The sequence below is a fragment of the Microbacterium sp. R1 genome (assembly GCF_015159725.1).
Taxonomy (GTDB): domain Bacteria; phylum Actinomycetota; class Actinomycetes; order Actinomycetales; family Microbacteriaceae; genus Microbacterium; species Microbacterium oxydans.
The window spans coordinates 59,682-72,685 of the sequence record NZ_JADDUD010000006.1; the positions used below are offsets into that span (position 1 = coordinate 59,682).

The 13,004-nt window shown below is 68.7% G+C and carries 17 protein-coding genes; 3 read left to right on the plus strand and 14 right to left on the minus strand.

What is annotated here, in order from left to right; all coding sequences use genetic code 11:
- Positions 1-12: 12 nt before the first annotated feature.
- Positions 13-669 carry an asparagine synthase gene (locus ILP86_RS18340; RefSeq protein WP_227751398.1) on the minus strand — a complete coding sequence of 219 codons (657 nt, stop codon included), beginning with the start codon at positions 667-669 and terminating at the stop codon, positions 13-15.
- Positions 670-726: 57 nt separating this feature from the next.
- Here ILP86_RS18340 and ILP86_RS18345 point away from each other — a divergent pair, with 57 nt between their 5' ends.
- Entirely contained in the window at positions 727-1,566 is an 840-nt protein-coding gene (locus ILP86_RS18345) for an SDR family oxidoreductase (RefSeq protein WP_179516239.1), read from the plus strand.
- Positions 1,567-1,600: 34 nt separating this feature from the next.
- On the opposite strand, the gene ILP86_RS18350 is transcribed toward ILP86_RS18345, so the two are convergent.
- The 8 genes from ILP86_RS18350 to ILP86_RS18385 form a co-directional block, all read right to left on the minus strand.
- Positions 1,601-2,461 (minus strand): hypothetical protein, encoded by an 861-nt coding sequence (locus ILP86_RS18350; protein ID WP_058631592.1) that lies wholly within the window; start codon positions 2,459-2,461, stop codon positions 1,601-1,603.
- Complete coding sequence (locus ILP86_RS18355; RefSeq protein WP_127011808.1) at positions 2,461-2,706, minus strand: hypothetical protein; 246 nt, start codon at positions 2,704-2,706, stop codon at positions 2,461-2,463. Before ILP86_RS18355 ends, ILP86_RS18350 begins: the two co-directional genes overlap by 1 nt.
- A gap of 111 nt (positions 2,707-2,817) precedes the next feature.
- The gene (locus ILP86_RS18360; protein WP_046746712.1) at positions 2,818-3,483 is read right to left on the minus strand and encodes a GntR family transcriptional regulator; all 666 of its coding nucleotides are present in this window, start codon (positions 3,481-3,483) and stop codon (positions 2,818-2,820) included.
- 114 nt (positions 3,484-3,597) lie between these two features.
- A complete protein-coding gene (locus ILP86_RS18365) occupies positions 3,598-4,239 on the minus strand; it encodes an NADPH-dependent F420 reductase (protein WP_046746713.1) in 642 nt (213 codons plus the stop codon).
- 56 nt (positions 4,240-4,295) lie between these two features.
- Positions 4,296-5,237 (minus strand): GNAT family N-acetyltransferase, encoded by a 942-nt coding sequence (locus tag ILP86_RS18370; RefSeq protein WP_193762600.1) that lies wholly within the window; start codon positions 5,235-5,237, stop codon positions 4,296-4,298.
- Between the two features lie 16 nt (positions 5,238-5,253).
- Entirely contained in the window at positions 5,254-5,688 is a 435-nt protein-coding gene (gene sufU / locus ILP86_RS18375; protein WP_046746714.1) for a Fe-S cluster assembly sulfur transfer protein SufU, read from the minus strand.
- Positions 5,685-6,992: an aminotransferase class V-fold PLP-dependent enzyme gene (locus ILP86_RS18380; protein WP_193762601.1), complete on the minus strand. Its 1,308-nt coding sequence runs from the start codon at positions 6,990-6,992 to the stop codon at positions 5,685-5,687. Before ILP86_RS18380 ends, sufU begins: the two co-directional genes overlap by 4 nt.
- Before the next feature lie 43 nt (positions 6,993-7,035).
- Complete coding sequence (locus tag ILP86_RS18385) at positions 7,036-7,416, minus strand: helix-turn-helix domain-containing protein (protein ID WP_061016101.1); 381 nt, start codon at positions 7,414-7,416, stop codon at positions 7,036-7,038.
- Positions 7,417-7,505: 89 nt separating this feature from the next.
- Between ILP86_RS18385 and ILP86_RS18390 the strand changes: the two genes are divergently transcribed.
- Together ILP86_RS18390 and ILP86_RS18395 are read left to right on the plus strand one after the other, a co-directional pair.
- On the plus strand, positions 7,506-7,913 hold the full coding sequence (locus ILP86_RS18390; protein ID WP_046746717.1) for a nuclear transport factor 2 family protein: 408 nt from the start codon (positions 7,506-7,508) through the stop codon (positions 7,911-7,913).
- A 76-nt stretch (positions 7,914-7,989) separates the two neighbouring features.
- Entirely contained in the window at positions 7,990-8,637 is a 648-nt protein-coding gene (locus ILP86_RS18395; RefSeq protein WP_061016105.1) for a LysE family translocator, read from the plus strand.
- Between the two features lie 10 nt (positions 8,638-8,647).
- On the opposite strand, the gene ILP86_RS18400 is transcribed toward ILP86_RS18395, so the two are convergent.
- The 5 genes from ILP86_RS18400 to ILP86_RS18420 all read right to left on the minus strand — a co-directional run bounded on the left by ILP86_RS18400 (position 8,648) and on the right by ILP86_RS18420 (position 12,972).
- Positions 8,648-9,448 (minus strand): DUF1206 domain-containing protein, encoded by an 801-nt coding sequence (locus tag ILP86_RS18400; RefSeq protein WP_113681192.1) that lies wholly within the window; start codon positions 9,446-9,448, stop codon positions 8,648-8,650.
- A gap of 90 nt (positions 9,449-9,538) precedes the next feature.
- Positions 9,539-10,174: a GyrI-like domain-containing protein gene (locus ILP86_RS18405; protein WP_193762602.1), complete on the minus strand. Its 636-nt coding sequence runs from the start codon at positions 10,172-10,174 to the stop codon at positions 9,539-9,541.
- 84 nt (positions 10,175-10,258) lie between these two features.
- A complete protein-coding gene (locus ILP86_RS18410; RefSeq protein ID WP_193762603.1) occupies positions 10,259-11,125 on the minus strand; it encodes a GyrI-like domain-containing protein in 867 nt (288 codons plus the stop codon).
- 93 nt (positions 11,126-11,218) lie between these two features.
- Positions 11,219-11,353 carry a methionine/alanine import family NSS transporter small subunit gene (locus tag ILP86_RS19675; protein ID WP_227751399.1) on the minus strand — a complete coding sequence of 45 codons (135 nt, stop codon included), beginning with the start codon at positions 11,351-11,353 and terminating at the stop codon, positions 11,219-11,221.
- Positions 11,350-12,972 (minus strand): sodium-dependent transporter, encoded by a 1,623-nt coding sequence (locus ILP86_RS18420; protein WP_193762604.1) that lies wholly within the window; start codon positions 12,970-12,972, stop codon positions 11,350-11,352. Before ILP86_RS18420 ends, ILP86_RS19675 begins: the two co-directional genes overlap by 4 nt.
- Positions 12,973-13,004: the final 32 nt, after the last annotated feature.

A 13,004-nucleotide genomic window follows, 5' to 3' on the forward strand; every position in this document is an offset into this window, starting at 1 on the left:
CGAAACGAGGCCTCAGTCGTCGGCCGATGCGGCCTTCTGCTGCTTCTTCCGCCTCTTGGCCTTGGCTCTCTGCTCCGAGGAGAGCGCCTGCAGGTCGACGAGCCGAAGGGCCTGCATCCGGGCCTCGCGCATGCGGTTGTAGTCGGGATCCTGGTCGGGGCGCATCCCCTCGACACGCAGTCGACGGTCGAGGTTGTGGCGCACGTCGGCCCAGGCCGCGCTCCTCGCCTCCTCGACGATCGCGGCGAGCTGCTCCCGGTCCTGCATGATCTCGCGCAGACGCACGGCGACGCCGGTGGACTGCTTGGCCCGACGGCGGAGGTTGCGCACATCGCGATCGCGGTAGTCGTGCGTCCCCACCGGATCGGAATGCCGGCCCCTCGCCCGCTTGCGCAGGGCGGTGACGGTGGCCGCGGCTTCTTCCGACTCCTCTGCCATGGCACGGAGCGCCTCACGCGCGTCGTCGATGTACTTGTCCATGTCGAACACGCCGTCCTCGGCGATGGTGCCGATGAGGATGTGGTTCTTGACGGCCAGGCGCGCGGCAGCGGTCGCGATCGCGACGCCTTCGGCGATGGCATCCGCTGTCCGTCCCACCGGTACCTCCTCTCCTTGAGCGTACCGGTATCGATGCGGCCCGGTGTCGGCCAGAATGGTCGGAATCAGCATGCCCCACCCATCCGACATCCGCGGGTTCGCGCCCCGATCACGCCCTGCAGGAGACGCATGAAACACCTCGATCTCACCGGGGGCACCACCGTGATCACCGGAGGCGCCAACGGGATGGGCGCGGAGATCGCACGCCGGCTCGCTGCCCGAGGAACATCTCTCGCGCTGGTCGACCACGACACCGCGGCTCTCGCGAGGATCGCCGAGGAGCTGCACGACGCACGCGTGACCACGCACGTCGTCGACCTCCGCGACGACGACGCCGTCTTCGCAGCCGTCACGGACATCACCGCGTCGCACCCGCGGATCAATGCGCTGATCACGTGCGCCGGCTCCTCCATGCTCGGCGACATCGATCAGCTGACGATGGAGGAGATGCGCTGGCTCACCGACGTGAACCTCTGGGGCACCGTGTCCGTCACCAAAGCGCTCCTCCCCGCGCTCCGCGCCGCCCCTGCCGCCCACATCACCCATCTGGCGAGCGTCTACGCCCTCGCCGCCCCCGCCGGACGGATCCCCTACGCGGTGAGCAAATTCGCCGTCCGCGCCTTCTCGGAAGCACTGCGGCACGAGCTGGAGGGCACCTCTGTGACCGTCGGCGCCGTGTACCCGGCAGGGGTGCGCACCGGGATCATCCTGCACGGCCGCTATGCCGCGGCCATCGACCCGAAGGTCGCCGCCCGCGCCGCCGCCGCCCAGGCGGAGATGTACCACACCGAGCCCGCAGACGCGGCGGCGCGGATCATCCGCGCGACCGAACGACGGGCTGCACGGACCATGGTCGGCCGCGAGGCGCGCCTCATCGATGTGCTCACCCGTATCGCGCCGGCGTCGTACTGGCGTGTGATGCGGCGGCCGCTGCGCGAAGCGATCGACACCACGACGCCGATATCCTGACGCCGATATCCTGACGCCGCTGAGGCGCACCGCCTCAGCGGACGACGCCCACCCAGATGCCCGAGGCCCACGCCTGCTGATCGCCGTTGCAGCCGACCGATCCGGGATATCCGCGCACCACGGCCATGCAGTTGGCGAGGAACTCCGGGTCGCCGCCGAACAGCGACCCGTAGGCACCGGACGACGTGAGCGAGCCCCATACACGGAACTGATAGATGTGCGCGAGCTCGTGCGCCATCGCCCAGTTCAACCGGCCGGCGCCCCAGCTCGCGATGTCGGCGCGGTACTTGATGTACCCGTTGCTGTTCGCGCAGGCCGGGGCGTTTCCCCCCGCACAGGACGACGATTCGTAGAGCCCGACGCCTCCACCGCCGACGAGGTCGAGCGCCGCCCGCACCCGCGCGTAGCCGTCAGGGCCGCTCGACGACCACGCCGGCCCGCCGGGGCCCGAGCTCTGCGCCGCCTGCCACGAGGCGACCTCCGTGCCGACCTTCTCGGTGAGCGCGTGCACGGTCGCCGTGGCCGCAGCGACCGTGTCGGGGTTCTCCTTCTCGGCGGCGACCGTCTGCTGTGCCGAAAGCGCGGCAGCACGGTGCGCGGCGGTGTCCACCCGCCCCTCCGCACCCTTGAGGGCGACGGTGAGCGCCTGCACCTCCGCGAGGAAGGCGGGACGCTGGGCGAGGACGGCGGCACGCTCCGCGGTGTCCTGCTCCGCGCGGTCGACCGCGCCATCGAGGTAGTCCGTACGCTGTCCGGCATCGTGGTACTGCTCGGTGAGCGCGGTCAGCTCAGCGACGGCGGACGCCCTCTCCTGCTCGAGGCCCTGGGATCTGCCGATCATCCCCGAGACGAGGAGCACGGAGGCCGCGAGCGCGACGGCCACGGCGCGACGCATCACGGGAGGAAACCCGTCGTGTCCGCGATCTGCGCGTCCTGCTCGGCGAGCTGAGAACGCAGCGCGGTCAGCTGCGCGGCGAGCTCCCGGTTGTCGCTCCTCGTCGTCTCCAGCGCGCGTTCGATCCGCACGATCTCCGCTTTGACCGCGGCGATCGATTCCAGACGCTCCTGATCGGCGATGGCGACGACTGTGATCCCACCGACAAGTAAGAGGCATCCGACCGCGACAGCAAGACCTCGCATCTCGCTCCCCAGGACAGCGCACCAGTTCCGGACCGACTCCGATCGCCCCAATATACAACCGGAGGCGCCTCCGCAGGACCTCACCTCGGGGGGGGCGCGGACCCGCGAGGCTCAGACCGTCAGGTCGCTGCGCGCCGCAAGCCGCCGCTCCGCCGCGGACTGGCCGCTGGCGAGGTGCGCCGGCACGATCCGACGCAGCGCCTCCGTATCGCGCGCCGTCATCGCCTCGAGGATGATCCTGTGCTCGTCCGCCATGGCGAGCAGGTCGTCGTGCTGACCGAACAGCCAGCGCAGACGGGTGAGGAAGACGGCGATCAGCTCTCCGAGCATCTCGTTCGCGGCGAGTTCGACGGCGACCTCATGGAACTCCGCCGCCGCGATCCTCGCCGCCTCGGAATCCTCGGCACGTGCGGCCGCGAGCTCGCGCTCGTACGCGGCACGGATGCGGGCGATACCCGCCTCGTCGTGCCGCTCCGCCGCGAAGACGAAGATCAGCGTCTCGATGGCCTCTCGCACCTCTGCGAAGTCCTGGATGTCGCGGTGCGTGAACTCCCTCACGACAGCCCAGGTACGAGGACGCGCGACCACGATCCCCTCGGCGACGAGCGTGCGGATGGCTTCGCGGACCGGAAGGCGGGACACGTTCAACTCCGCGGCGATGTCCCGCTCGACGAGTCGTGCACCCGGCTTCCGGTGTCCGAGGATGATGTCGTCACGAAGGATGCGGGTGACCCGCACCGACTCGAGTTCCCCGCCTGCTGCTATAGCCCCCGCCATCTGGGCATTGTCGCACCCCTGCCGGTGTTCCTCAACTTTTGGTATCCCAAGGCTCCGCGCCGATGGACCCCGACGACCGGGCGAGAGGATGCGTCCCCCCACCCGCATCGATGGTCAGGGCAGACGGTTCGCGCGTGCGAGGTTCTCCGTCAGCTCTTCCGCGTTCTGTCGGACCACATACGCCGGACGGTCACGCTCGACCCGCCACGACTCGCTGAGCGGTCCCACGTTGACGGTGTCGAACCCTGCCTCGTCGTAGAAGCGGGTCACGAAGGCGACAGCCTCCGCATCATCACCGGCAGTCGCCAACGCCCGCCGGTTCGGCGTGCCGGCAGGAGTGCCGTCCGACGTGATCTCCGAGGCGAAGATGTGGTTGAAGGCCTTCGCGATCTTGGAGTTCGGGAGCGCGCGCTGCACCAGCTCCGACGTCGTCGTCTCCCCCTTGTCGAGGGCTTCGATGTGCCCGTCCCGCTCGAAGTAGTAGTTGTTCGTGTCGAGCACGATCTTGCCGGCGAGTTGCTCTGCAGGCAGGTCGTCGATCGCGCGGAGTGGCACCGTGACGACCGCGACGTCCGCAGCGGCGGCGGCATCCTCCGCAGTGGCGGCGCGAGCGTTCGGGCCGAGCTCGGCGACGAGGTCGGCGAGAGTCTCCGGTCCCCGCGAGTTCGCGATCACCACGTCGTACCCGTTCGCGATCGCCACGCGTGCGACCTGGCTGCCGATGTGTCCTGCACCGATGATTCCGAGAGTTGTCATGTCGGGACCAACGCCGGGCGCTCGAGGCTATTCCCGTCGAGTCCTCCTACGACGGCTCAGACGTCACGGAGCAGGCTCTCCTCGGTGCGGCGGTAGCCCAGCTGCTCGTACAGGTCGATCGCTCCCGTGTTGAAGCCGAAGACGTGCAGACCGATCGAGTCCGCACCGAGCCGGCGCGCCTCCCGCTCGACGGCATGCATCAGTTCGCGCCCGTACCCTCTGCGCCGGTGCTCGGCGGCCACCTCGATGTCCAGGACGAACACATGAGGACGACCTTCGCGCTGACGCACGCCGACCCACAGGATGCCGACCTCCGTCCCGTCGACGGAGGCGGTGAAGAGCTCCTGCCCCGCGGTGTCGAGTCCGTCGGGAAGCTCGGCGATCATCTGACGATGCGACTCGGCGAGCGCCTCCTCCGGGGTGTAGCGACCGGACTCGACGAGGTCGTTCGCGAACCCCTCCTCCGATGCGGCGGCGAACGTCGGGAAGCGCTCCGGGATCATCGGCGACACGTCGACGTGGGAAGCGACGTCGCGCGCAGGGAGCGGCTCGAGCACCATCTGGATGGAGGCCACCTCAAAGCCTCTCCCGCTCGCGAACGCCCGACCGGTCGAGTCCTGCGGGAACAGCTGCATGCCGACCTGCGTGGCGCCCTCTTCTCGCGCGACCCGCAGGATCTCTGCGAGCAGATCGTCGCTGTGCGCGTCGGTGAACGGCTCGTCGACGACGAGGTCGAGGAGGAAGAGCTTGTCGTCCCGCAGAATCAGCAGGAGCGTCCCGACCTCCCCTTCCGCGTCCATGACCACGCGCATGACCCGCGCGGTCGCGGTCGCGGCGGAGCCCGGGAACACCTCACCGAAGAGCTGATCGACGTGGGCGACCGCGTCGACGCCGGGGCGCCGGTCCGACGCCCTGTTGCCGTCGATGAGACGCTTCCGCGCGGCGGACCGCCATTCGTCGAAGCGTTCGGCGGGCAGGGGCATCAGCTGCACGGACATGCGTCCATCCTGCACCTCAGCTGCGGGTGAGCGCGTCTTCCGCTGCGACCCAGGCGAGCATGGCGCACTTGACGCGTGCGACGTACTTCGACACCCCACCGAGAGCTGCGGCATCTCCGAGCAGCTCCTCATCGGGTTCGATCTTGCCGCGGGAGCGCATCGCCTCGCGGAATGCGGCGATGCGCACCTCGAGGTCTTCGACGCTGAGCCCCTCGGCGAGCTCTGCCAGCAGCGAGGCGGATGCCTGCGAGATCGCGCAGCCGTGTCCCTCCCAGGCGATAGCCTCGATGCCGCCGTCGGCTCCGCGGTGCACCTGGAGGGTGATCTCGTCGCCGCAGGTCGGGTTCAGCTGGTGCGACTGCGCCGGGATCTCCTCCCGCAGCCCATACCCGTGCGGGGTGCGCGAGTGGTCGAGGATCAGCTCCTGATACAGGTTCTGCAGGTCGCTCATGCGCCCCTCCGGAAGAAGTCGATGGCTCCGGCGACGCCCTCGATCACGGCATCCACCTCGGCATCGGTCGTGTAGAGATAGGTGCTCGCCCTGGTGGACGAGGTCACGCCGAGCCGGCGGTGCAGCGGCTGTGCGCAGTGATGGCCGACGCGCACCGCGATGCCGAGATCGTCGAGGAACTGCCCCACGTCGTGGGAGTGGATGCCCTGGACGTCGAAGCTCGCCAGTCCCACGCGGGGCAGGTCGATACCAGCGCCGAGCACGCGCACCCCGTCGATCGCGCTCAGACCGTCGACGAGTCGTCGACCGAAGGCCGCCTCATGCGCGGCGATACGCGGCATCCCGACCTCGGTCAGGTAGCCGACCGCTGCGGCGAGCGCGATCGCCTGCGACACCCGCTGCGTGCCCGCCTCGAAACGCTGCGGCGGCGGAAGGTACTCGGCTTCGGTCGTGGTGACCGTCGTGATCATCGAGCCGCCCGTCAGGAAGGGCGGCATCGCTGCCAGCACCTCGCGGCGGCCGTAGAGGGCACCGATCCCGGTGGGTCCGAGCATCTTGTGTCCGGACAGCACGGCGAAGTCGACGTCGAGGGCGCGCACATCGAGGGGCAGATGCGGTGCCGACTGGCAGGCGTCGAGCAGCGTCAGCGCCCCGACCTTACGGGCGAGCGCGACCAGCTGCTCCACGGGATTGATGACTCCCAGAACGTTGGAGACGTGCGTGAAGGCGACGAGCTTGGTGCGTGCCGTGATCAGCTCGGCCGCGGCGTCGAGCCGCAGGGCACCGTCGTCGTCGAGGGGGATCACCTTGAGCGTGGCGCCGGTGCGGGCCGCGAGCTCCTGCCACGGGATGAGGTTCGCGTGGTGCTCCATCTCGGTGGTGACGATCTCGTCGCCCTCTCGGAGCCGCAGGCGCTCCGCAGCCGCACCGCCACGCCCGAGCGACGCGTTCGAGAGGGAGTACGCGACGAGGTTGATCGCCTCGGTGGCGTTGGAGGTCCAGACGATCTCGTCGTCGTCCGCGCCGACGAATCGGGCGACGGCCGTGCGGGCGTCCTCGAACAGCTCGGTCGCCTCGGCAGCGAGCGTGTGCGCACCGCGATGCACGGCCGAGTTCATCGAGGTGGCGAAGTCGCGCTCGGCGTCGAGCACAGCCACCGGTCGCTGTGACGTCGCCCCGGAGTCCAGATACACCAGCGGACGCCCGTGCACCTGTGCACCCAGGATCGGGAAGTCGCCGCGAATGCGCCGCACCTCGGCGTCGTTCAGGGGGGCGATCACGTCGAGACCGGGAGAAGTGCTCATCCCTCCATGTTCCCACCTGCGGACCGGGGGTGGGCGCGACGGGTCAAGGGCCGCCGAGAGTCTTCGCGTCGGCGGCCGCGTCGTAGCGGTCCTGCGCGTCACGTACGTCCTCGACATGCGACTCCGCCCAGACCTGCAGCGCCTGGAGCGGCGCATACAGCGTGCGCCCGAGCGGAGTGAGCAGATAGCGGGAGTGGCCGTCGTCTCCGACGCCGCGCTCCAGCATGCCGTCGCGTTCCAGGGCGCGGAGCGTGTCGACGAGCACCTTCTTCGTGATTCCGTCCATCCTGGTGTGCAATTCGCCGAAGCGCAGAGGCTGCTCGTGCAGGAGGACGACGATCATCGCGGTCCATTTGTTCGCGATGCGCGCGAGTGATGCGCGCGACGGGCAGCTGGCCGAGAACACCGTCCACGTGTTCGACATCCGCTGCCCCTTCCGGTGACGTTGAAGTAACCGCGCCCCTGCCGAGACGCTGGATGCTCCACAGTACCGACCCATCGAGAAGGAGCATCATGTCGGCGATCGACGTCGTAGGACAGTACGGTGCGGCCATGGCCGCCGGAGACATGGAGGCGCTGGCGGCGACCTTCCATCCGGATGCCGTCTGGCACCAGCCCGGAGCGAACCAGCTGTCAGGAGATCACGTCGGCCCCGACGCGATCATCGCGCACCTGGGACGGTTCATGCAGCTGAGCGGGGGCACGTTCGCCCTCGAGACGGAGTCGGCGACCGAGAGCGGTGCCCTGGTATCCGCCACCGTGCGATTCCGCGCGCAGCGCGTGGGGCACGATGACCTCGATCAGCACGTTCTCGATCAGCACGGTGTCGACGTGTTCCGTGTCGCCGACGGCCGCATCGTCGAGGTCTGGCTGATGAGCGAGGACCAGGAAGCGGAGGATCGCTTCTGGGGTACGGCCTGATCCGTCCCCCGATTCGAGCGACGCCGGGTGGTCGCGGACCTCGACCGCCCGGCGTCCGCGCCTCTAAGCTCGTCCCATGATCGCCCAGGACACGCTGTTCACCTTCGTCGTCGCGGCGTTCATCATGGTCGTCATCCCCGGGCCGACCGTGCTCTTCACGATCGGCCGAGCCATGGCGCTCGGCCGGATGGGCGGATTCCTCAGCATCCTGGGCACGGCGGTCGGATCGATCGTGCTCGTCGTCGCGGTGGCTCTCGGCGTCGGCACCGTGATCGCGCAGTCGGTCGTGCTGTTCACGATCGTCAAGGTGCTCGGCGCCGGCTACCTGATCTTCCTGGGCATCCAGGCGATCCGCCACCGGAAGGACGCGGCGAGAGCCATGGCCACGGCGCCGGCGAAGCGCTCGGGCTGGCGGCTTCTCACCGAGGGCTTCGTCGTCGGCGTCACGAACCCGAAGTCCATCGCGTTCTTCCTCGCGATCCTCCCGCAGTTCGTCGATCTGCATGCCGGATCGGTGCCGGCGCAGCTGTTCCTGCTCGGGGTGGTCGTCGTGGTGATCGGCGTGAGCTGCGACGCCGTATGGGTGCTCCTGGCGAGCGCCGCCCGTGACTGGTTCGGTCGCTCGCCCCGACGTATTGAGGCGATGGGGGCAACCGGTGGCGGGCTGATGATCGCTCTCGGCGCTTTCCTGCTGGTGTGGAGCGAGAAACCCGCCACCGCGTGAACGCTCGAACTCACATCCTGGCGTAGCGGGCCCGGGCGATGCAGAAGACGCCGTAGACGGCGAACCCCGCGCCGACAGCACCCAGGACGAGTCCGCCGAGGGGCAGGTCGAGCAGACTGTGCAGGGCGGCATCGAGCCCCGCGCCCTTCTCCGGGTCCTGCGTGACGGCGGCGACGACGAAGAGCACCCCGGTCACGGCGACGGCGGTGCCTTTGCCGAAGTAGCCGATCACTCCCAGGGTCACGATGCCCCTGCGGGCGACTCCCGATGGCAGGTCGAGCAGCTTCTCGAAGCCGCGGGTGAAGCCGCCGACGATGAACCCGACCCCGACCCCGACGACCGAGAGCCCTACGACGACCAACAGGGCGACGCCGCCGGGCGCCGAGAGCAGCACCGCGCTCAGGGTCTTCGACGCCGTCTCGGAGTCGGCATTGCCACCCACGGCGTAGATCAGGGCCATGCCCCCGACGATGAGGTAGGCGGCGGCGATGCCGAACAGCTTGACGCGCTGACCCCACTTCTTCGTCTCGGCCGGATCGGCGGCGAGGAAGGCACTGGCGATCTGCCACACGGCGAGCGCGATCAGCCCGGCGGCCACGAGCACGAGCAGCAGCCCTCCGATCGGGCTCTGGCGGATCTGCTCCATGGCCCCGTCCTGGTCGGCGTCACCGGAGGCGCCGGCCGCGATGGAGATCGCCACCGAGCCGATGATGACGTGGATGAGACCGAGGACGACGAAGCCGGCACGGGCGACCCGTCGGAACGTCGACGACCTCTTGGCGACGCGCGCCGCGTTCTTGACCGTGCTCATCGTTGAAGCGTATCCGTCGTGCGGAACCCCGCCGAGGGGCTTGATTTCGCCTCGCCTGTCGCTCCCGCCCTGTCGCTCCCGACCTGTCGCTCAGGCGTGCGGCATGATCGGCTGCCGGAGGATGGTGCGCAGCTTCGCCGGATCGGCACGGCGCAGGTCGCTCAGGTAGATCTCGTGATGGAGCCCCCGCATCTGGAACCCGTTGTCGGGGATGAAGTGGTGATGCAGCTCTTCGAGCACCGGTCCTTCGTCGTCGAACGGTCCGACGTGGAGTGTCTGTACGCAGCTGCCCTCGTCGAGGGTCTGCAGCCGCACGGAGTCGAGCGCAGGGATCGGCTCCCTCTTCTTCACAGCCTTCTGCGACACCGACTCGACGGCTGCCGCGAACATCGCGGGGGTGATGTGATCGCCGACCATGATCATCATCGTCCACATCCAGGCCGACTTGTCACGGCGGGAAGTGAACGACTCCATGTCGGGCGCATGCCAGAGTCCCTCGAGCGGCATGACCACGGTGTCGATGCCGAGGTCGTTCCGACTCGCGAACTTCAGCGCGTATGCCAGGGGGAACAGCGCCGACACGGCGTCCCGATAGGCGGGCGCGGTGTTCGGGTCTCCTGCCCCGTCGATCATCAGGTACTGCAGGGGCGGCACCTCGACGACGCGGAACTCGCCCCGCTTCGCCCGGTACGCGTCGAGTGTCTTCTTCGGATCGATGGCCGCCATCACGTGCCTCCCTGGATCGTGCGCTCAGTGTCGCACGGGCCACGGACACGGGGTGGGTGCGCACGCGCGCCCACCCCGCCGGCCTCAGGCCGGTTCGACCGGAAGCCAGAGCTCGCACGACGCGGAGTCACCGCTGAACTCCAGGTAGCGCACGACCGACGGGCCTGGGCGCAGCCTCCACGGGTTCGACGGGAACCACTCCGTCGCCGTGGCCGCCCACAGCGTCTGCAGAGCGGCGGGGAAGGGCCCACTGGCGGCGAAGACCGCCCACGATCCCTCGTCGACCGGAAGCACGTCGAGGTCTTCCGGAACCGATGTCGTGCTCTGCACCGCGACGCCGTGCAGATACCTCAGCAGCGAGCCTTCCGGGGCGTCGGGTTCGACGTCTGCCGTGACGGCCAGGATCCCCGAGGGCTCGGCATCGCCGAGGGTCTTGAGCCGCGCATGCTCCTCGGGCGGGATGGCCGCGATGTGCGCCTGGATGTGCGGATTGGCGCCTTCGTGGATCAACGGAACCTCCACGGCGTGACCGACGAGCACGAGCGCGGGCCGGTGGGTGATGGTGACGTGCATGGGGATGCTCCCTTCCACGCTCAGGCGGAACCGGAGCGAGGGTTGTGTACGGAGAGGGCCCCCGTCACGGCGCGCATCGGCCGGTCCGATGCCGTGCACCGCGCGGAAGGCGCGAGCGAACGCCTCGACCGAGCCGTATCCGTGGCGCACGGCCACATCGAGCAGGCTCGGAGCGCCGGCTGCGAGTTCCGCTCCCGCGTGCGTCATCCGGCGACGACGCACGTACTCCGAGAGCGGCATCCCCGCCAGCGCCGAGAACATCCGACGCAGGTGGTACTCCGTCGTGCCGTTCTCACGGGCGAACGCGTCGATGTCGATCTCTCCCGCGACACCGTAGGTGTCGACGAGGTCGACCAGGGCGTTCAGCGTGCCGATCATGAGGTCCTCCTTTCCCCACCATCGTCGCTGCGCATCTCATCCGCCGACCCGACTTCTCCGGTCGGATGCGATCGGTTCTCCGTCGACGCCCGGTCAGAGCTCGACGGGAGGTGCCGGCTCCGTCCCCGACTCCTCGGGATGACGGGCCAGGTTCACGATCCCGGCGACCAGCCCGCCCCAGACCGTGACCATGGCGATGATCATCATGACGACAGCGATCGGAGTCATGCGCTCGCTCCCTTCGTCGTGGTGCCAACGGCCGGGATCGCGGACGTCTCCGCATCCGGCTCGTACTCCTCTTCGACGAGGAACTCGTCGTACTCGGGATCGTCCTTCGCGTGGGAACGGCCGCTCCACGGCAACGCCGACAGGACCAGGGCCAGCACCACGAGGGCGATCACCATGCCCCATCCGAAGACGGCGAGGAACCAGGCGGGGTAGCCGCTGTAGGGCTCGGACGTCTTCGCGATGAGCTCGCTGATGAAGAGGTACCCGAGCACGACGGGTGCCAGCACGCCGACGAGCAGCTTCCAGATCGCGCCCACCCGGAAGCTCGATCGACGATTGAGGTGCTCGACCAGCACCGGCAGCTTGTGCAGCAACCAGGCCACGATGATCACGGCCACCAGGGCGACCGCCATGATGCCGAAAGAGTTGACGAAGGCATCGACCGTATCGAGGACGGAGAGCGCCGTCGTCGTCGAGAACAGCGCCATCGAGACGATAGCGAGCGGGATCGCCACGGTCAGGGTCGTGCGCACACGCGCCCAGCCCAGCTTGTCCTGCAGCGCGGCGACGATCACCTCGAGGATGGAGATGAGCGAGGTGACTCCGGCGAACACCAGAGCCCCGAAGAAGAGGACGCCGATGATCGATCCGCCCGTCGCCTGCGACACGATCGTCGGGAACGCGATGAACGCCAATCCGATGCCGGAAGAGGCGACTCCCGCCACCTCGGTCCCCTGCGCCTGCGCCATGAAGCCGAGGGCCGCGAAGACACCGATGCCGGCGAGGATCTCGAAGCCCGAGTTCGCGAAGGCCACGACGAGTCCCGAACCGGTCAGGTCGGTCTTGCGCTTGAGATACGAGGAGTAGGTCACCATGATGCCGAACGCGACCGACAGCGAGAAGAAGATGTGGCCGTACGCGGAGGCCCAGACGCCCGGGTCGGCGAGTGCCTCCCAGTTCGGGGTGAAGAAGGCGTTGAGGCCGTCCATCGCACCGGGGAGGAACAGCGACTGCACCACGAGGATCGCGAACATGACCGTGAGCAACGGCATCAGGATCATGTTCGCCCTGCCGATGCCGCGCTTCACACCCAGCGCCATGATCACGATGACGATGAGCCACACGACCACGAGAGGGATGCCGACCTGGGGGACGAAGTCGGTCGAGACGCCGACTTCGGCGACGTCCGCCGAGCGCAGGAAGTCGGCGAAGAAGAAGTCGTTCTCGTTGCCCGCACCCCAGGTGAGCTGGGCCGAGAACCAGGTGTACATGGCCGCCCACGCGATGATCACGGCGTAGTAGACGGCGATCACGACGCAGATGAGCACCTGCCACCATCCGAGGGGCTCGGCAGCACGGTGCAGACGACGGAAGGCGAGAGGCGCCGATCCGCGGTATCGATGACCGATCGCGTAGTCGAAGAACAGCAGCGGGATGCCGGCGGTCAGCAGCGCGCACAGGTACGGGATGAGGAATGCCCCGCCGCCGCCCTCGTAGGCGACGTAGGGGAACCGCCAGATGTTCCCGAGGCCGACCGCTGAGCCGATCGCGGAGAGGATGAACACGTTCCGCGAGCCGAAGGCTTCGCGTCTGTGGGTCTGCGTCGTGGCGGAGGACATGCGGACGAGGCTACCCGAGGGCTGAGCCGAAC

Coding starts and splice junctions, on each gene's coding strand:
- ILP86_RS18340 (WP_227751398.1), bottom strand. CDS start 669: ATGCTGATTCCGACCATTCTGGCCGACACCGGGCCGCATCGATACCGG.
- ILP86_RS18345 (WP_179516239.1), top strand. CDS start 727: ATGAAACACCTCGATCTCACCGGGGGCACCACCGTGATCACCGGAGGC.
- ILP86_RS18350 (WP_058631592.1), bottom strand. CDS start 2,461: ATGCGTCGCGCCGTGGCCGTCGCGCTCGCGGCCTCCGTGCTCCTCGTC.
- ILP86_RS18355 (WP_127011808.1), bottom strand. CDS start 2,706: ATGCGAGGTCTTGCTGTCGCGGTCGGATGCCTCTTACTTGTCGGTGGG.
- ILP86_RS18360 (WP_046746712.1), bottom strand. CDS start 3,483: ATGGCGGGGGCTATAGCAGCAGGCGGGGAACTCGAGTCGGTGCGGGTC.
- ILP86_RS18365 (WP_046746713.1), bottom strand. CDS start 4,239: ATGACAACTCTCGGAATCATCGGTGCAGGACACATCGGCAGCCAGGTC.
- ILP86_RS18370 (WP_193762600.1), bottom strand. CDS start 5,237: ATGTCCGTGCAGCTGATGCCCCTGCCCGCCGAACGCTTCGACGAATGG.
- sufU (WP_046746714.1), bottom strand. CDS start 5,688: ATGAGCGACCTGCAGAACCTGTATCAGGAGCTGATCCTCGACCACTCG.
- ILP86_RS18380 (WP_193762601.1), bottom strand. CDS start 6,992: ATGAGCACTTCTCCCGGTCTCGACGTGATCGCCCCCCTGAACGACGCC.
- ILP86_RS18385 (WP_061016101.1), bottom strand. CDS start 7,416: ATGTCGAACACGTGGACGGTGTTCTCGGCCAGCTGCCCGTCGCGCGCA.
- ILP86_RS18390 (WP_046746717.1), top strand. CDS start 7,506: ATGTCGGCGATCGACGTCGTAGGACAGTACGGTGCGGCCATGGCCGCC.
- ILP86_RS18395 (WP_061016105.1), top strand. CDS start 7,990: ATGATCGCCCAGGACACGCTGTTCACCTTCGTCGTCGCGGCGTTCATC.
- ILP86_RS18400 (WP_113681192.1), bottom strand. CDS start 9,448: ATGAGCACGGTCAAGAACGCGGCGCGCGTCGCCAAGAGGTCGTCGACG.
- ILP86_RS18405 (WP_193762602.1), bottom strand. CDS start 10,174: ATGGCGGCCATCGATCCGAAGAAGACACTCGACGCGTACCGGGCGAAG.
- ILP86_RS18410 (WP_193762603.1), bottom strand. CDS start 11,125: ATGATCGGCACGCTGAACGCCCTGGTCGACCTCGTCGACACCTACGGT.
- ILP86_RS19675 (WP_227751399.1), bottom strand. CDS start 11,353: ATGACTCCGATCGCTGTCGTCATGATGATCATCGCCATGGTCACGGTC.
- ILP86_RS18420 (WP_193762604.1), bottom strand. CDS start 12,972: ATGTCCTCCGCCACGACGCAGACCCACAGACGCGAAGCCTTCGGCTCG.